This is a genomic window from Halomonas nitroreducens, from assembly GCF_003966155.1.
In the GTDB taxonomy this organism is placed as follows: Bacteria; Pseudomonadota; Gammaproteobacteria; order Pseudomonadales; family Halomonadaceae; genus Halomonas; species Halomonas nitroreducens.
On record NZ_RXNS01000011.1, the window covers coordinates 20,511 to 36,704 of the forward strand.

The window sequence follows — 16,194 nt, forward strand, 5'->3', positions numbered from 1 at the left end:
CTCCTCGTTTCCCTTGGGGATGATGGTGCCGGTCAGGCCTGCCGGCGACGACTGAACGTGAGACTCAGGATGGCGGCGACGGCCACGGCGCCGATCATCAGCGCGGCGATCGCGTTGATCTCCGGGGAGACCCCTTTCTTGATGGCGCCCCAGATGTAGATCGGCAGGGTCGCGCTCTCCGGTCCCGAGGTGAAGAAGCTGATGACGAAGTCATCCACCGACAGGGTAAAGGAGAGGAAGAACGCCGAAATCAACGCGGGCTTGATGGTCGGCAGCATGAAGTGCACCACCCGCTTCACCGGCGTCGCATAGAGGTCCTTGGCGGCCTCGAACAGCGTCGGGTCCAGGCCCACGAATCGCGAGTAGACGATCAGCGCCACGAAGGGGATCTGGAAGGTCACGTGGGCGATGATCATGGTGCCGAGCCCCGGCTGCAGCAGGCCGGTCAGGTCATGGATCTGCACGAAGAAGGCCATCTCGGAGATGCCGAAGACAATGTCGGGCAGCACGATCGGCAGGTAGATCAGCACGATCAGCCAGCCGAGCTTGCGGTGACGGTGCCGGTACATGCCATAGCCGATCAGGCAGCCGATGGCCAGCGCGATCACCGAAGAGGTGATGGCCAGCACCATGCTGTTGGCGAAGGCCGAGAGGATTTCCTCGTTGCCCATCAGCCGCTGGTACCAGCGCAGGGACAGGCCGGTGAAGTTGGCCGCGCTGTTGGAGGCGTTGAAGGAGAACAGCACCACCACCACCAGCGGCAGGTAGAGGAAGGCGACGGTCAGCCACCAGAAGCCGGTTAGGCCGCGTTGCAGGGTCCGCTTTCTCATATCACCACCTCCTCGCCGCCACCCAGGCGCTTGCCGATGCGACGCATGGCGAACAGCCCCACGAAGGTGGCGATCAGCATCAGGATCGCGCCGGCCGCGCCCAGCGGCCAGTTGGCACCGCCGGAGAACTGCGTGGCCACCAGGTTGCCAAGCATCATGCCCTTGCCGCCGCCGAGCAGCTCCGGGATCACGTACATGCCGAAGGCCGGGATGGCCACCAGCACGATCCCCGCCAGCAGGCCCGGCAGGGTCTGGGGGAAGACCGCGTGCCAGAAGGCCCGCACCGGCGAGGCGTAGAGGTCCTGGGCGGCCTCCACCTGGGCAGTGTCGAGCTTCTCGAAGGCCGCATAGAGCGGCAGCACCATGAACGGCAGGAAGTTGTAGACCAGCCCCAGGGTGACCGCGAAGTTCGAAGGGTAGAGCCCCATGTTGGGGGCGATCAGCCCAAGGCTCTCGGCCAGGCCGGACAGCGGCGTGCCCGGGGCCAGCAGGTTCATCCAGCCGAAGGTGCGGATGACCTGGTTGGTCCAGGAGGGCACCACCACCAGCAGCAGCATGATCGGCCGCCACTTCTCGCGACAGGTGGTGATGTAGTAGGCGATCGGATAGGCCACCAGCACCACCAGCCCGGTGGAGATCAGGGTCTGCCACAGCGAGCGGATCAGGGTGTAGAGGTTGCCCGGGCTCCAGCCCAAAAAGCCGAAGCCGGCCAGCCGCTTGAACGACTCCAGCGACAGCGGCATCTCCGGCAGCCCGTAGGGGCCGTTGCTCATGAAGGCCACGCCCATCAGGTAGGCGCTGGGCAGGACCAGGAAGACCACGATCCATGCCGCCCCGGGGGCCACCGTGAACAGCAGGTGCTGGGCATCGCGGACCATGGCGCGACTGCGCGCGGTAGGCGTTACGCCGGTATAGGACATGTCCGCCTCCTCACTCGCTCAGGGTGATCAGGTCTTCCGGTGCCACCACCACCGTGACCCGGTCGCCCACGTCGGGCAGGTGCCGGCCGCGGTTGTTCACCGTGGCCTGCAGGGTGGTCTCGCCGATCTCCAGGCGGAACTCGGCATGGCTGCCGCGATAGAGGCGCTCGGCCACCGTCGCCTGGAGGTGATTGGCGCCCTCCACCGTCCCCGGCAACAGGTCCAGCGTCTCGGGGCGGATCAGCAGCAGCTCGCCCGCGCCGCCCTCCTCGGCGGTCAGCTCGCCCAGCGCCGTGGTCAGCCGGTCGCCACGGCGGGCGGTGACCGGGTAGAGGTTGTCGTGGCCCATGAAGCGGGCGACGAAGGCGTTGACCGGCCGCTCGTAGACTTCCCGCGGCGCGCCGACCTGCTGGATGTTGCCGCCGTTGAGCACGGCGATGCGGTCGGACATGACCATCGCCTCCTGCTGGTCATGGGTGACGAACACGAAGGTCATGCCGAGGCGCTTCTGTACCCGCAGCAGCTCGACCTGCAGCTGGCTGCGCAGCCCGGCATCCAGCGCCGACAGCGGCTCGTCGAGGAGCAGCACGTCGGGCTCGCAGACCAGGGCCCGGGCCAGGGCGATGCGCTGGCGCTGGCCGCCGGAGAGCTGGTCGACACGCCGTTCGACGAGATCACCGAGCTTGATGAAGCCGGCGATCTCGTCGACCTTGGCGTCGCGCTCGGCGGCCCGCACGCCGCGCATCTTCAGGCCAAAGGCCAGGTTCTCGCGCACCGAAAGGTGCGGGAAGAGGGCATAGGACTGGAAGACGGTATTGACGCTGCGCCGGTGCGGCGGCACCTCGGTGACGTTCTTGCCGCCCACCACCAGCGAGCCGGCATCGGGCTCCTCGAGGCCGGCGAGGATGCGCAGCAGGGTGGTCTTGCCGCAGCCGGACGGCCCCAGCAGGGTGAAGAACTCGCCGGCCTGGATATTCAGGTCGACACCATCGAGCGCCACGGTATCGCGCCCGAATCGCTTGTGCAGTCCCTGCATCTCGATGGATGACGCCTTGCGGGTCGCAGCCTCCTGTTGCCGCTCCGCAGTGGCCGGGGTGGCACCCGGCTGGTCGGCGACATCCGCCGTGATGGTCTCGCTCATGGGGGGCCCTCTTCGGTTGTCGGCGGTATCGGCTCTCAGAGCCGGTCACGCAGTTTGTAGAAATTGGTGGCCAGCACCAGCAGCGGCTTGCGCAGGGCGCTACCCCCGGGAAACTGGCGGTGCGGCATGGCGGCGAAGGCATCGAACCGCTCGCTCTGGCCGGCGATGGCCTCGGCCAACAGCTTGCCGGCCAGCCCCGCCAGGGCCATGCCGTGGCCGGAATAGCCCTGGGCATAGAAGAGATTCGCCCCCAGACGGCCGAAGTCCGGCGCGCGATTCAGGGTGATGGCCACGTCGCCCCCCCAGCGGTAGTCGATGGGCACGCCCTCGAGCACCGGGAAGAGTCGCGCGATCTTGGCGTCCATGCGGGCCTGCAGGCGCGGCGGCTCCCGTCCATCGTAGCTGACCTCCCCCCCGTAGATGAGGCGGCGATCCGCGGACAGACGGTAGTAGTCGAGCACGAAGTTGGCGTCCGACAGGGCGTCGTTCCGGGGCAGTACCCGGGCCGCCTGGTCGGCGCTGAGGGGCGCGGTGGCGATCATGTAGTTGGCGGCGCGCATCACCCGACCCGACAGCTCCGGCACCAGGCCGCCGTGATAGGCGTTGGTCGCCAGCACCAGGAAGTCCGCGGTGACGCGGCCGCCATCGGTGATGACGGTGGCCGGCGTGCCTCGCCGGATGTCCCGGGCGGCGCTTCCGGGATGCAGCCGCACCCCGGCACGCTGGGCGGCACGCGCCAGGCCGAGGGTGTAGTTGAGGGGATGCAGGTGGCCGCCCTCCCGGTCGCGCAGGGCCGCGGGATAGGCATCGGTGACCACATGCCGGCGCAGGGCGTCGCCTTCCAGCCACTCCAGGGCCGGATAGTCGTAGTCCCGGGCCAGGTGCTCGCGGAAGGCCTCGAGCTCCCTGACGTGGCGAGGCTTGACCGCGGCATGCAGGTAGCCCCAGGCCAGCTCGCAGGGAATGGCGTGCCGCTCGATCAGCTCGGCGGTGAGGCGCACGGCTTCACGGCTCATTTCCCAGATCTCCCGGGCTCGGGTCAGGCCCAGGGCCTGCTCGACGGTGCCGATATCGGTGCCGAGTCCGGGCAGGATCTGGCCGCCGCTGCGCCCGGAGGCCCCGTGCCCTACCTCACCGGCTTCCAGCAGGATCACCGAGTAGCCACGTTCGGCCAGGTGCAGGGCGGCCGAACAGCCGGTGACACCGCCGCCGATCACGCAGACATCGGCGCGGGCCTCGCCTTCCAGGGGGACGCTGGGCTCGAGCTCCACGGCGATGGAATCGCGATACCAGGAGGCCGGGCCATCGATGGAAGAGCTGCGCATAAGTCGCTTCCCGTTATTGTTGTTGAATACTTTTACCGCACCGAACGATCACCTCGGTCCAGGCCTGGGGAACGGCGCTCACCCCTAGTCTGACACCAACCGCCAGGATGATGTCAAGTATTCAACACCTTCAAGAAGCAATAATATATATAATCTTTTATTATCATTGAGTTAAAGATTTCACGAAGAGCAGATCGTCAAGAAAAAGCTATCGGGGAGACACCTCAATCCCGATGGGCCGGTGCCCTGTGCACGACATCCGGGGGACCGAACAAGGCGTTGAATATACGACAACCCGAAATACCTTGACGCGTCCCGTGCTCGATCCGGGCACGCAGGCAGTTGATTATATTCTCTGAATCGCGACAAGCCGATTCGCTTGGCAGCCTGGGAGGAGAAGGAATGATCGGGGAGGGAAAAACCGGAAGCCCGCGTCAAGGGCCGGCAGGAGACGGGCGCCGCGCCAGCGGCGCCCCGGGAATCATCACGGACCCACGCTAGGCATCGCCGCCCAATGCCAGGCGCTCCTTGACCCGCCCGAAGGCCGCCAGGGCGGCCTCCAGGTCCTCGCGCGTCAGGGCCGCCGAGACCTGGGTGCGGATGCGCGCCTTGCCCTTGGGCACCACCGGGTAGGAGAAGGCGATCACATAGACGCCCTCGGCCAGCATCTCCTCGGCAAAGCGCGCCGCCAGGGCGGCATCGTGAAGCATCACCGGCACGATGGGGTGCTCGCCGGGCAGCAGCTCGAAACCCAGATCCTCGAGCCCCTGGCGGAAGAAAGCGGTGTTCGCCTTGAGCCGGTCGCGTAGCTCGCTGGACTCGCCGGCGAGCTCCAGGGCCTTGAGCGCCCCGGCCACCACCGGCGGTGCCACGGTGTTGGAGAACAGGTAGGGCCGCGAGCGCTGGCGCAGCAGCTCGACGATTTCCTTGCGGGCGCTGGTGTAGCCGCCGCTGGCACCGCCCAGGGCCTTGCCCAGGGTTCCGGTGAGAATGTCCACCCGATCCAGGCAGCTCCGGTATTCGTGGGTGCCACGGCCGCCCTCCCCCAGGAAGCCGGTGGCGTGGCAGTCGTCGACGTGCACCAGGGCCTGGTAGCGCTCGGCCAGGTCGCAGATCTCGTCCAGCCTGGCGATATAGCCGTCCATGGAGAAGACGCCGTCGGTAGTGATCAGCTTGAAGCGCGCACCCGCGGCGTCGGCGGCCTGCAGCTGGGCTTCCAGGTCGGCCATGTCGCTGTTGCGGTAGCGGTAGCGGCTTGCCTTGCACAGCCGCACCCCGTCGATGATGCTGGCGTGGTTGAGCTCGTCGGAGATCACCGCGTCCTCGGGCCCCAGCAGGGTCTCGAACAGGCCGCCGTTGGCATCGAAGCAGGACGGGTAGAGGATGGTGTCCTGGGTGCCGAGGAACTCGCTCAGCCTGGCCTCGAGGGTCTTGTGCAGGGTCTGGGTGCCGCAGATGAAGCGCACCGAGGCCAGCCCGTAGCCCCACTCCTCCAGGCCGGCCATGGCGGCCGCCTTGACCTCGGGATGCTGGGCGAGCCCCAGGTAGTTGTTGGCGCAGAGGTTGAGCACCTCGCCGTCGTTCGCCACGCCCACATGGGCGCCCTGGGGAGTGGCCAGTTCGCGTTCGCGCTTGGTCAGGCCGGCCTCGTCGATGGCCGCAAGCTCGTCACGCAGGTGCCGTTGAAAGTCGCCGTACATGGTGTCGTGTCCTTTTCTCCCATCGGCCCACCTCGGGGTGAGCATGATCTTGACGCTGCTTGGATATCGCGAAACGACGAAGTGCATTCCCGGCGACAAGCCCCGGCGAGCCGGGCCATCGCGAGGGCGTTGCGGCTCCGTGCATGGGCGCTACCTCCACCCTCCTTGGCCAAGCAACCTCGCTCCATCTTGTCCCCGGCGCTCCTCTCATCCAAGCATTGTGGATGGAACTCTCAGTCCCAGTTCAGTATCACCTTGCTGGCCTCCCCGGCCAGCATGGCCTGGAAGCCCTGCTCGAAGTCGGTATAGGGCAGGCGGTGGGTGATCACCGGCGAGATGTCCATTCCCGACTCCACCAGCACCGACATCTTGTACCAGGTCTCATACATCTCCCGCCCATAGACGCCCTTGATCGTCAGCATGTTGAAGATCACGGTGTTCCAGTCGATGGCCAGTTCCTCGGTGGGAATGCCGAGCATCGCCACCTTGCCGCCATGACACATGTTGGCGAGCATGTCCTTGAAGGCCACGGGGCTGCCGGACATCTCCAGCCCCACATCGAAGCCCTCGGTCATGCCCAGGGAGCGCTGCACTTCGGCCAGGCTCTCCCGGCGGACGTCGACGGTGCGGGTGGCGCCCAGCGTTTCGGCCAGGGCCAGCCGCGACGGGTTCAGGTCGGTGATCACCACATGGCGGGCGCCGGCGTGGCGGCACACCGCCGCGGCCATGGCGCCGATCGGGCCAGCCCCGGTGATCAGCACGTCCTCGCCCAGGACATCGAACTGCAGGGCGGTATGCACGGCGTTGCCGAGCGGGTCGAACAGCGCCGCCACGTCCAGGTCGATTCCCGGGCGGTGCTCCCAGACGTTGGACATGGGCAGGGCCACGTACTCGGCGAAGGCGCCGGGGCGGTTGACCCCGATGCCGCGGGTATGGGCGCACAGGTGGCGGCGACCCGCCAGGCAGTTGCGGCAGCGGCCGCAGACCACGTGCCCCTCCCCCGAGACGATCTGGCCGGGATGGAAGTCGTTGACGTTGGAGCCCACCTCGACGATCACGCCGACGAACTCGTGGCCGACGACCATGGGCACCGGGATGGTCTGCTGGGCCCAGTGATCCCACTTGTAGATATGCAGGTCGGTACCACAGATGGCCGTGCGCTTGACCCGCACCAGCACGTCGTTGATGCCGACCTCCGGTACGGGCACGTCCTCGAGCCATAACCCCGGGGCCGCCTCCCGCTTGACCAGTGCCTTCATTTCACCGCCTCCTCGACTTCATGAATTCGCCTTCGCTGGCAATCCCCGGCGGGATGGTTACCATAAAGGAATATATTCCAGCATAGTGGATTAAATCCACTATGCAAGAAAGTATTCCCCTATAATGGAATTCAGCGAGGCAATCGGACACATGAAAGACCCGGCAACGCATGACGACGGCGGCCAACTGCTTGGCGACCGCGTCAGCGAGCTGCGCAAGAAACGCGGCCTGACCCTGGACCAGCTGGCCTCGGCGTGCGGCGTCAGTCGCTCGATGCTCAGTCAGATCGAGCGTGGCCGTGCCAACCCTACCCTGGCGGTGACCCTGCGCATCGCCCAGGCCTTCGGCCTGAGCATCGGCGATCTGGTCGACCAACCCTGGACCGCCTCCAGTATCGAGGTGGTGCGCGGCGACGATGCCACCCACCTGTTCCGCGACGACCGGGAGTGCCGCATCCGCACCCTGTCGCCCTTGCATCTCGAGAAGCATGTCGAGTTCTACGAGCTGCGCATCGCCCCCCATGCCAGTCTGCGCAGCGCCCCCCACTTCGAGGGCACACGGGAATTATTGACCATTACCCAGGGCCGCGCCCGGGTGATCGCCGGCGACAACGAGTGTCACCTGGCCGCGGGGGATTCGGCGCATTACCACGCGGACCAGGAACATACCATCGACAACGAGAGCGATGGCGAGCTGCTGGCCTTCCTGGTCGTCACCTATGAGTAGGAGGAGCCATCGCCGCGAGAGCCCGTGGCGAGAAAGCGACGCGACCCGAGTGTCGCAGCGGGAAGAACGGGGGCCTCAGCCTCAGCCCCCGCACACCGGGCAGGCCGGATCCCGCGGCACGCGGAAATGCCGCCACTGGCCGGTGAGGCCGTCGAAGGTGGAGAGCCCCTGGTGCAGCCGGCCTGCCCCGCTGACCAGCTTGAGCGCCTCGAGCGCCTGGAAGCAGCCGATCAGCCCGACCAGCGGTGCCACCACGCCGTTCTCGGCACAACGCAGCTCCTCGTCACCGCCCTCTCCCGGGGGATACAGGCAGGCGTAGCAGGGTGACTCGGGATTCCGGGGATCGAAGACCGCCAGCTGGCCGGAGAAGCGGATCGCCGCCCCCGAGACCAGCGGCACCCACGCCTCCCGGCAGGCGGCGTTGATGGCATAGCGGCTCTCGAAGCGGTCGGTGCAGTCGAGGACCACATCGGCCTTAGCAACCGCGGCCGCCAGGACATCATCCTCGAGACGCTCGGTCACGGCCCTGACATCGCAGTCCGGATTGACCGCCAGGGCCGCCTCCCGGGCCGACTCCGCCTTGTGACGGCCGAGGTCGGCCATGCCGTGGGCGATCTGGCGCTGCAGGTTGGAGAGCTCCACCGCATCGTCATCGGCCAAGGTGAGCCGGCCCAGTCCCGCCGCGGCGAGGTACAGCGACACCGGCGAGCCCAGCCCCCCGGCGCCGATCACCAGGGCGTGGCCGGCCAGCAGGCGTTCCTGTCCGTCGATGTCGATCTGCTCGAGCATGATCTGACGGCTATAGCGCAACAGCGCCTCATCGTTCATGGGACTCACTTCTCGTCGAACTCTTCGATGTCCGGGACATGCAGCGTGAAGTCCTCCTTGACTTCCTCCATGACCACGTAGCTCTTGGACTCCTTGACGCCGGGAAGGGTCAGGACCACGTCACCGAGCAGCTGACGATAGGCCGACATCTCGGGGATGCGACACTTGAGGATATAGTCAAACTGCCCCGATACCAGGTGGCACTCCTGGATCTGGGGCAGCTTGGCCACCGCGCGGCGGAACTCGTCGAACACCGAGGGGGACTGGGTCTCCAGGCTGATCTCGACGAACACCAGCAGGTTGGCCTTGAGGGCGCGGGGGTCGAGGAGCGCCTTGTAGCCGCGGATTACCCCGGAGCGCTCCAGGCGCTTGACGCGCTCCAGGCAGGGCGTGGTGGAGAGCCCCACCTGGGAGGCGAGGTCCACGTAGGAAATGCGGGCATTCTCCTGCAGGCAACGCAGGATCTTGAGGTCGATACGGTCGAGCGAGCGGGTCTTGGTTTTCATTGTCGTCCTGGCTGGCGCGCCGGAAAGCAGTGAGTCTCCAGCCGCCGCAAGGGAGTCTTTGCCTGAAAATCACCTCAAAACGGATGATTGATGGTATTCACTCACGGAAAGGCGGCGGCCAATGGCGTTTTTTACTGTTATCAGGTGTAACACAGCCACCGAGCCGGCTCCAGCCCCACCTTAGCGACACCCCAGGCTGACCCGCTCGTGGCCGGCGAGATCGACCCGGCTGGTCACAGCCGCATAGCCGGCAGCGCACAATGCCTCGCGCACCGCCGGCCCCTGGGTCGCGCCATGCTCCAGTAGCAGCCAGCCTCCGGGGACAAGGTGCGCGCGGCCCCCCTCGATCAGGTGATACAGGTCGGCGAGCCCCCCCTCGGCGGCTACCAGGGCGCTGCGCGGCTCGAATCGCACGTCGCCCTGCCCCAGGTGGGGATCGTCGTCGGCCAGGTAGGGCGGATTGGCGACGATCAGGTCGAAATGCTCGCCGCCCAGGGCTGCGAACCAGTCGCTGGACAGGAAATCGGCGTTGTCGATCCCCAGTCGCGTGGCATTGCGTCGGGCCAGGGCCACCGCTTCGAGGCGCAGGTCGACGCCGACCACCGTCCAGGCGGGACGCTCGGAGGCGAAGGCCAGGGCCACCGCGCCGGTACCGGTGCCCAGGTCGAGCAGCCGTCCCGAGGCCTCGGGGGCCAGGGCCAGCGCGGCCTCCACCAGGGTTTCGGTATCCGCCCGGGGGATCAGCGTGCTCGGCGAAGTGGCCAGGGCCAGCCCCCAGAACTCCCGTTCCCCGGTGAGGTGCGCCACCGGCTGTCCGGCTTCCCGTTCCGCGACCAGGGCATCGAAGCGCGTCTCGGCGTCGGCCGCGGCGTCGCGGTCCCCCCAGGTATACAGCCAGGTCCGGTCGACCCCCAGCACGTGACACAGCAGCACCTCGGCATCTAGACGCGCACTGGGCGAGCCGGCGGCCGCCAGTCGCCGGGCGGCGTCACGCAACAGGTCGTCGAGGCGCATCAGGACTCCTGCTGCAGGGCGGCCAGCTGCTCGGCCTGGTACTCGTGGATGAGCGGCTCGATGACTTCGTCGAGTTGCTCCCCGCCGATCACCTCGCCCAGCTTGTAGAGGGTCAGGTTGATGCGGTGGTCGGTGACCCGCCCCTGGGGGAAATTGTAGGTGCGGATGCGCTCGCTGCGATCGCCCGAGCCGACCAGCGAGCGCCGCTCGTCGGCCTGCTGCTGGCGCTGGCTGTCGTGGGCCGCCTGCTTGAGGCGGGCGGCGAGCAGTGACATGGCCTTGGCGCGGTTCTTGTGCTGGCTGCGCTCCTCCTGGCACTCCACCACCACCCCGCTGGGCAGGTGGGTGATGCGGATGGCCGAGTCGGTGGTGTTGACGTGCTGGCCCCCGGCCCCGCTGGACCGGTAGGTGTCGACGCGCAGGTCACCGGGGTTGATGTCGACCTCGCCGACCTCGGCGGCCTCGGGCATCACCGCCACGGTGCAGGCCGAGGTGTGGATGCGGCCCTGGGACTCGGTGGCCGGGACCCGCTGCACCCGGTGGGCGCCGGACTCGAACTTGAGCCGGGCATAAACGCCCTCACCCTTGACCCGCGAAATGATCTCCTTGTAGCCGCCCTGGTCGCCATGGCTGGCACTGATGACCTCGACCTTCCAGCCGTGCTGCTCGGCGTAGCGCGAGTACATGCGGAAGAGGTCGCCGGCGAACAGTGCGGCCTCGTCGCCGCCGGTGCCGGCACGGATCTCCAGGAAAACGTTGCCGGCATCGTCGGGGTCCCGGGGCACCAGTAGCTGCTTGAGCCGCACCTCCAGCGCCTCGAGGCGCTCGCGGCCCTCATCCCGCTCCATCTCCGCCAGCTCGCGCATCTCGGCATCCGCATCGTCGGCCAGTGCCTCGGCGGCCTCGATATCGCCCTCCACGCGCCGGTATTCGCGCCAGGCCTCCACCAGGGCGTCGAGTTCGGCGTATTCTCGGGAATAATCACGGAAGCGAGCCTGGTCGGTGATCACCTCGGGGTCGGCCAGCAGGGCGGCGAGCTCCTCGAAGCGCTCGGCGAAGGCGTCGAGACGCTGACGCAGGGAAGCTTTCATCAACGGAGTCCTATCGGCAAGTGTCGGAATCGAAAGGCACGCCCGGCGGGAGCACGGTAACCGTGGGCACGGGCGTCGCGACGCTGACGCAGGGAAGCAGGCATCAGCGGGGTCCTATCGGGAAGTCTTGGCGGCGTCGTCCAGCAACAGCTCGGCGGCGGCGTCCAGCAGCTCCTGTCGCTCGTCGCTGGCGGCCTCGCGCAGCGCCACGGTGGGCCGATGCAGCAGGCGATTGGTCAACTGGTAGGCCAGGCGCTCCACCACTGCCACGGGGTCCTCGCCCCGGGCCAGGCGTGCCAGCGCCTGATCGCGGGCCTGGTCACGCAGTGCCTCACCCCGGGCACGGACGTCGCGGATCAGCTCGCCGCCACTGCGCAGGCGGCGCTCATAGAGCCAGCGACCGACGCCATGCTCGATCAGCGACTCGGCGTGATCCGCGGCGACCTGGCGGTGGCGACGATTCTCCTCGATGACTTCCTGCAGGTCATCGACGGTGTACAGGAAGACGTCGCCCAGCTCCCCCACCTCGGGCTCGATGTCCCGCGGCACGGCGATATCGACCATGAACACCGGCCGGTGGCGCCGGCGCTTGAGGGCCCGCTCCACCATGCCCTTGCCGAGGATCGGCAGTGGCGCCGCGGTGGAGGCGATCACGATGTCGGCCTGGACCAGCGCCTCGGGAATCTCGTCCAGGGTGATGGCTGCGCCGCCCAGCGGGCCGGCCAGCTGTTCGGCGCGCTCCCGGGTGCGGTTGGCCACCGTCAGCTGTTTCACCCCGGCCTCGTGGAGATGACGCGCGACCAGCTCGATGGTCTCGCCGGCGCCGATCAACAGCGCCCGGGAGCGCGAGAAGTCGTCGAAGATCCGGCTGGCCAGGCTGACCGCGGCGTAGGCCACCGAGACGGGGTTACGCCCGATGCCCGTCTCGGTGCGTACCTGCTTGGCCACGGCGAAGGTCTGCTGGAAGAGGCACTCCAGCTCGCCGCCCATCCCCTGGGTCCGCCGCGCCACCTGGTAGGCGTCCTTGAGCTGGCCAAGGATCTGCGGCTCACCCAGCACCATGGAGTCCAGGCCCACGGCCACCCGCATCAGGTGACGGGCGGCATCGTTGTCCAGGAAATGGTAGGCACACTGCGTCAGCGCCTCGGTCTCGAGGCCGTGGAAGCGACCCAGCCACTCGAGGATCGCCCGCTCGCCGGCCTCACCGGTGACGCAATACAGCTCGGTGCGGTTGCAGGTGGAGAGCACCGCGGCCTCCCGCACCCCGGGGAGGACGCGCAGCTCGGCCAGTGCCGACTCCAGCTGCGTCGGCGTGAAGGCGACCTGTTCGCGCACCTCGACGGTCGCGGTCCGGTGATTGATTCCCAGGGCAAGCAGCGTCATGCGTGTCGGCGTCTTCGCGGTGATGGTGGTCCGGCAGCTTCGAGCAAGCAATACGGGGAGAACGACCAGGCAGTCACCCGACACGTCTCCACGGCGCAGCATTCTACCACAGGCCGACCCGCCAAGGCGCCCCGCCGAGGGCGTTGTCCTTTGCCCAAGGGAACCAAGCCGTTATGCTGACGGCTCGGCCTCCACCTCGAGACTCGCATGCCCCGCCGATCCCCCATGACACTCGCGCGCCGTCCGCTCGCTGCCCTCGGCCTGGCCCTGATGCTCGGCGGCTGCCAGAGCCTGACCTCCCCGCCCGTGACAGCGGACCCCATGGCCGGGGCGCCGCCCATCACCCAGGGCCTGGATGCCCAGGGGCTGTCCTCGCTGCTGGTAGCCGAGCTTGCCGGGCAGCGCGGTGACTATCGCCGCGCCACCCGTGGTTACCTCGAGACCGCCGAACGCTACGGGGACGCTACCCTGGCCGAGCGCGCCGCCCTGGCCGCCCGCTTCGACGAGGACCCTGAGCTGCTCGAGGAGGCAGCGCACCGCTGGCAGGCCCTGGCGCCCGAGAGCGACGCCCCGGCCCGGCTGCTGGCCAGCCTCGCCGTGCAGCGTGGCGACTGGGCCGCGGCGCTGGACCAGTGGCTCAGCGTCGTCGATCGCGGCGGCCAGGCCGAATTGCTGGACTTCGTCGAGGGGACCCTCGAGGCCGGCGCCGACCCGCTCCCGCTGCTGGCCCGCCTGCGACGCCACCTGGCCGAGACCACCACCGCGCCACCGGATGCCGAGCTCGCCACCGCCCTGCTCGAGGCCGCGGCGGGCGAGTATCGCGCGGCGCGCCGGCGACTCGAGCGGCTGGCGGCGCGCGCCCCCGAGCTGCCGGCGCTGTGGCGTATCCGTGCCGTGGTGGCGCTGGACAGCGAGTCTGCGCAGCGCGCCAAGGCGGCGGCCCGTCGCGGACTGGCGCTGGCGCCCGGCGACCCGCGGCTGATGCTGCTGACGGCCCAGGCAGAGATCCGGCTGGGCAACCTCGTCGCCGCCGAAGCCAGCACCGACGCCCTGCTCGAGGACCACGGTGACACCTCGGAGCTGCGCCTGGCCCTGGCCCGCCTCTACCTGGAGGAAGGGCACCCCCGACCGGCGCGGCGCCTGCTGCTGCCGCTGATCGGCGGCGATGCCACACCGCCCCTGGTCTTCCTGCTGCTGGGCAGCATCGCCGAGGAGGAGGGCGAGGTGGACAATGCCCTCCTTTATTACCGCCAGGTCCCGGAGGGCGAACGCTTCCTGATCTCCCGGATCCGGGCCGCCCGCATGCTGGTGGACAACGACCGCCTGCTCGACGCCCGCACCTTCCTGCGCATCGAGCGACTGCGCCATGAGGCTGCCGCCCCCGAGCTGGTGTCCCTGGAGGTGCAGCTGCTCGACGAGGCCGGCGCCCGCGACCAGGCCGATGCCCTGCTCGTGCGCAGCATCGCCCAGTACCCGGACGCCACCCAGCTGCGCTACCAGCGTGCCATGCGCGCCTACGAGGACGGCGACCTGGTCGCCATGGAGACCCACCTGCGCGCCATCATCGAGCGGGATCCCGACAACGCCAACGCCCTCAACGCCCTGGGCTACACCCTGGCCGACGAGAACCTGGCGGACCGCCTGGACGAGGCCCGCTCATTGATCGAGCGCGCCCACCGGCTGGCACCGGACAATCCTGCCATCCTCGACAGCCTCGGCTGGGTGTACTATCGCCAGGGGGATCCCGAGGCCGCCCTGCCCTGGCTGGAGCGGGCGTGGGCCGCCATGCCCGACCAGGAGGTCGCCGCCCACCTGATCGAGGTCCTCTGGCAACTGGGCAAGCGGGAGCGGGCCCGGGACCTGCTGGAAACGGCACAGCAGCGTTTCGCCCCCCGCCCGGCCATCGAAGCACTGCGCGACCGCCTTCCCGCGCTCACCCCCTGATACTACCCGCGAAGGGAATCGACCATGCGATGCCATCGACCGAGACACCTTTTATGGCTGGCCCTGAGCCTGGCCCTGCTGGCCGGCTGCGCCACCCGCCCCCCCTCGGGGGAAATGGCGCGCAGCGCCGGCCAGTGGGAGGCCCAGCGCGACCGGCTGACGGCTCTCGAGGCCTGGGAACTGACCGGCAAGGCCGGGCTGCGCACCCCCGAGGACTCGACCAGCGCCAACCTGGACTGGCGGCAGACCCCTTATCACTACCGCATCCTGCTCAGCGGCCCCTTCGGTAGCGGGCGCAGCGTGCTCGAGGGCCGCGAGGGACGGGTGTCGCTGACCACCGGCGAGGGACGCTTCGAGGCCGACAATCCCGAGGCGCTGATGCAACAGCAGCTGGGCTGGTCGCTGCCGGTCTCGGCGCTGACCGACTGGATCCGCGGCCTCCCCGCCCCGGACCGTCCCCACCGCCTGGAGCGCGACGCCCGTGGCTTCCCCCAGGCGCTCGAGCAGGACGGCTGGCGAATCGCCTACCGGGCCTGGACACGGGCCGCGGACCTGTGGCTGCCGCGCCGGATGACCATGACCTACGACGAGCTCAGGGTCACCCTGGTGGTGACCCGCTGGCAGCCGGAGCCTGGCGATGGCTGAGACACGCCTGGTGCTGCCGGCCCCGGCCAAGCTCAACCGGCTGCTGCACATCACCGGACGCCGCGATGACGGCTACCACGAGCTGCAGACCCTGTTCCAGTTCCTCGACCACGGTGACACCCTGACGCTGTGCCGACGCGACGACGAGTCGCTGCGCCTGACCCCGGCACTGGCCGGCGTCGCCGCCGACGACAACCTGATCCTGCGGGCGGCCCGGCAGCTGCGGGAGGTCACCGGCACCCGCCATGGCGCCGACCTGCACCTGGACAAGCGCCTGCCGCTGGGCGGCGGTCTGGGCGGCGGCAGTAGCGATGCCGCCACCACTCTGCTGGGGCTGAACCGCCTGTGGAGGCTCGGCCTGTCACTCGACAGCCTGGCCGAGCTGGGCCTGGCCCTCGGCGCCGACGTGCCGGTCTTCGTCCACGGTCACGCCGCCTGGGCCGAGGGGGTCGGCGAGCGGCTGACCGCCGTGGATCTCGACACACCCTGGTTCGTGGTCGTCCAGCCCGGCGTCACGGTCTCCACCCCGGCAGTGTTCCAGGCGCCAGAATTGACACGGGATACCCCCCCGATTACCATGGCGCGCGCACTGCAGGGGGGAGCGGCGAGCTGGCGCAACGACTGCGAGCCCACGGTCCGGGCACTGTATCCCGAGGTCGCTCGCATCCTCGACTGGCTCCACGCGCGGGCACCGGCGATGCTGACAGGCACCGGAGCCTGTGTCTTCGCCAGCCTGGATCGCGAGATCGACGCCGATGCGCTGCTGGCCGAGATGCCGGCGGGCTGGCACGCCTTTAAGGCGCGCGGCCTGAACCGTTCTCCTCTTCACGATGCCCTGGATCGATGACCGCCCCCTTCCCCTGGGCACGGCGGCACATGGG

The 16,194-nt window shown here is 68.6% G+C and carries 15 protein-coding genes; 4 read left to right on the forward strand and 11 right to left on the reverse strand.

Going from position 1 to position 16,194, the window contains the following annotated elements:
* Positions 1 to 32: 32 nt before the first annotated feature.
* From EKG36_RS12060 to tdh, 6 genes are all read right to left on the reverse strand, one after another.
* Positions 33 to 830: an ABC transporter permease gene (locus tag EKG36_RS12060; protein WP_126484407.1), complete on the reverse strand. Its 798-nt coding sequence runs from the start codon at positions 828 to 830 to the stop codon at positions 33 to 35.
* Positions 827 to 1,750 carry an ABC transporter permease gene (locus EKG36_RS12065; protein WP_126484409.1) on the reverse strand — a complete coding sequence of 308 codons (924 nt, stop codon included), beginning with the start codon at positions 1,748 to 1,750 and terminating at the stop codon, positions 827 to 829. The genes EKG36_RS12060 and EKG36_RS12065 overlap by 4 nt, the downstream gene beginning before the upstream one ends.
* 10 nt (positions 1,751 to 1,760) lie before the next feature.
* Positions 1,761 to 2,891, reverse strand: coding sequence for an ABC transporter ATP-binding protein (locus tag EKG36_RS12070; protein WP_126484411.1), 1,131 nt, complete (start codon positions 2,889 to 2,891; stop codon positions 1,761 to 1,763).
* Between the two features lie 35 nt (positions 2,892 to 2,926).
* Entirely contained in the window at positions 2,927 to 4,216 is a 1,290-nt protein-coding gene (locus EKG36_RS12075) for an NAD(P)/FAD-dependent oxidoreductase (protein ID WP_126484413.1), read from the reverse strand.
* A 497-nt stretch (positions 4,217 to 4,713) separates the two neighbouring features.
* A complete protein-coding gene (locus tag EKG36_RS12080; protein ID WP_126484415.1) occupies positions 4,714 to 5,916 on the reverse strand; it encodes a glycine C-acetyltransferase in 1,203 nt (400 codons plus the stop codon).
* Positions 5,917 to 6,149: 233 nt separating this feature from the next.
* Positions 6,150 to 7,175: an L-threonine 3-dehydrogenase gene (gene tdh, locus EKG36_RS12085; RefSeq protein ID WP_126484417.1), complete on the reverse strand. Its 1,026-nt coding sequence runs from the start codon at positions 7,173 to 7,175 to the stop codon at positions 6,150 to 6,152.
* A gap of 151 nt (positions 7,176 to 7,326) precedes the next feature.
* Here tdh and EKG36_RS12090 point away from each other — a divergent pair, with 151 nt between their 5' ends.
* Positions 7,327 to 7,902 carry a helix-turn-helix domain-containing protein gene (locus tag EKG36_RS12090; protein WP_185827547.1) on the forward strand — a complete coding sequence of 192 codons (576 nt, stop codon included), beginning with the start codon at positions 7,327 to 7,329 and terminating at the stop codon, positions 7,900 to 7,902.
* 81 nt (positions 7,903 to 7,983) lie between these two features.
* Here EKG36_RS12090 and EKG36_RS12095 read toward each other — a convergent pair whose 3' ends face one another.
* The 5 genes from EKG36_RS12095 to hemA all read right to left on the reverse strand — a co-directional run bounded on the left by EKG36_RS12095 (position 7,984) and on the right by hemA (position 12,724).
* Positions 7,984 to 8,730 carry a HesA/MoeB/ThiF family protein gene (locus EKG36_RS12095; protein WP_126484419.1) on the reverse strand — a complete coding sequence of 249 codons (747 nt, stop codon included), beginning with the start codon at positions 8,728 to 8,730 and terminating at the stop codon, positions 7,984 to 7,986.
* A gap of 5 nt (positions 8,731 to 8,735) precedes the next feature.
* Complete coding sequence (locus EKG36_RS12100) at positions 8,736 to 9,236, reverse strand: Lrp/AsnC ligand binding domain-containing protein (RefSeq protein ID WP_126484421.1); 501 nt, start codon at positions 9,234 to 9,236, stop codon at positions 8,736 to 8,738.
* Positions 9,237 to 9,416: 180 nt separating this feature from the next.
* Positions 9,417 to 10,250 carry a peptide chain release factor N(5)-glutamine methyltransferase gene (prmC, locus tag EKG36_RS12105; protein ID WP_126484423.1) on the reverse strand — a complete coding sequence of 278 codons (834 nt, stop codon included), beginning with the start codon at positions 10,248 to 10,250 and terminating at the stop codon, positions 9,417 to 9,419.
* On the reverse strand, positions 10,250 to 11,341 hold the full coding sequence (prfA, locus tag EKG36_RS12110) for a peptide chain release factor 1 (RefSeq protein ID WP_126484425.1): 1,092 nt from the start codon (positions 11,339 to 11,341) through the stop codon (positions 10,250 to 10,252). Before prfA ends, prmC begins: the two co-directional genes overlap by 1 nt.
* A gap of 114 nt (positions 11,342 to 11,455) precedes the next feature.
* Complete coding sequence (gene hemA, locus EKG36_RS12115; RefSeq protein ID WP_126484427.1) at positions 11,456 to 12,724, reverse strand: glutamyl-tRNA reductase; 1,269 nt, start codon at positions 12,722 to 12,724, stop codon at positions 11,456 to 11,458.
* 225 nt (positions 12,725 to 12,949) lie between these two features.
* On the opposite strand from hemA, the gene EKG36_RS12120 reads away from it, so the two are divergent.
* Genes EKG36_RS12120 through ispE form a run of 3 tightly spaced genes read left to right on the forward strand, consistent with a single transcriptional unit; the run spans position 12,950 to position 16,160 of the window.
* Complete coding sequence (locus EKG36_RS12120; protein ID WP_246007502.1) at positions 12,950 to 14,668, forward strand: tetratricopeptide repeat protein; 1,719 nt, start codon at positions 12,950 to 12,952, stop codon at positions 14,666 to 14,668.
* A gap of 24 nt (positions 14,669 to 14,692) precedes the next feature.
* The gene (gene lolB, locus EKG36_RS12125) at positions 14,693 to 15,313 is read left to right on the forward strand and encodes a lipoprotein insertase outer membrane protein LolB (RefSeq protein WP_126484431.1); all 621 of its coding nucleotides are present in this window, start codon (positions 14,693 to 14,695) and stop codon (positions 15,311 to 15,313) included.
* Positions 15,306 to 16,160, forward strand: a complete 855-nt coding sequence (gene ispE, locus EKG36_RS12130) for a 4-(cytidine 5'-diphospho)-2-C-methyl-D-erythritol kinase (protein ID WP_126484433.1) — start codon at positions 15,306 to 15,308, stop codon at positions 16,158 to 16,160. The genes lolB and ispE overlap by 8 nt, the downstream gene beginning before the upstream one ends.
* The last annotated feature ends 34 nt before the right edge of the window (positions 16,161 to 16,194 follow it).

Bases quoted from the DNA above. Each gene is read 5' to 3' on its own strand.
- EKG36_RS12060 (WP_126484407.1), bottom strand. From the start codon at position 830: ATGAGAAAGCGGACCCTGCAACGCGGCCTAACCGGCTTCTGGTGGCTG.
- EKG36_RS12120 (WP_246007502.1), top strand. From the start codon at position 12,950: ATGACACTCGCGCGCCGTCCGCTCGCTGCCCTCGGCCTGGCCCTGATG.
- EKG36_RS12065 (WP_126484409.1), bottom strand. From the start codon at position 1,750: ATGTCCTATACCGGCGTAACGCCTACCGCGCGCAGTCGCGCCATGGTC.
- EKG36_RS12095 (WP_126484419.1), bottom strand. From the start codon at position 8,730: ATGAACGATGAGGCGCTGTTGCGCTATAGCCGTCAGATCATGCTCGAG.
- prmC (WP_126484423.1), bottom strand. From the start codon at position 10,250: ATGCGCCTCGACGACCTGTTGCGTGACGCCGCCCGGCGACTGGCGGCC.
- ispE (WP_126484433.1), top strand. From the start codon at position 15,306: ATGGCTGAGACACGCCTGGTGCTGCCGGCCCCGGCCAAGCTCAACCGG.
- hemA (WP_126484427.1), bottom strand. From the start codon at position 12,724: ATGACGCTGCTTGCCCTGGGAATCAATCACCGGACCGCGACCGTCGAG.
- EKG36_RS12100 (WP_126484421.1), bottom strand. From the start codon at position 9,236: ATGAAAACCAAGACCCGCTCGCTCGACCGTATCGACCTCAAGATCCTG.
- EKG36_RS12075 (WP_126484413.1), bottom strand. From the start codon at position 4,216: ATGCGCAGCTCTTCCATCGATGGCCCGGCCTCCTGGTATCGCGATTCC.
- EKG36_RS12070 (WP_126484411.1), bottom strand. From the start codon at position 2,891: ATGAGCGAGACCATCACGGCGGATGTCGCCGACCAGCCGGGTGCCACC.
- tdh (WP_126484417.1), bottom strand. From the start codon at position 7,175: ATGAAGGCACTGGTCAAGCGGGAGGCGGCCCCGGGGTTATGGCTCGAG.
- EKG36_RS12080 (WP_126484415.1), bottom strand. From the start codon at position 5,916: ATGTACGGCGACTTTCAACGGCACCTGCGTGACGAGCTTGCGGCCATC.
- EKG36_RS12090 (WP_185827547.1), top strand. From the start codon at position 7,327: ATGAAAGACCCGGCAACGCATGACGACGGCGGCCAACTGCTTGGCGAC.
- prfA (WP_126484425.1), bottom strand. From the start codon at position 11,341: ATGAAAGCTTCCCTGCGTCAGCGTCTCGACGCCTTCGCCGAGCGCTTC.
- lolB (WP_126484431.1), top strand. From the start codon at position 14,693: ATGCGATGCCATCGACCGAGACACCTTTTATGGCTGGCCCTGAGCCTG.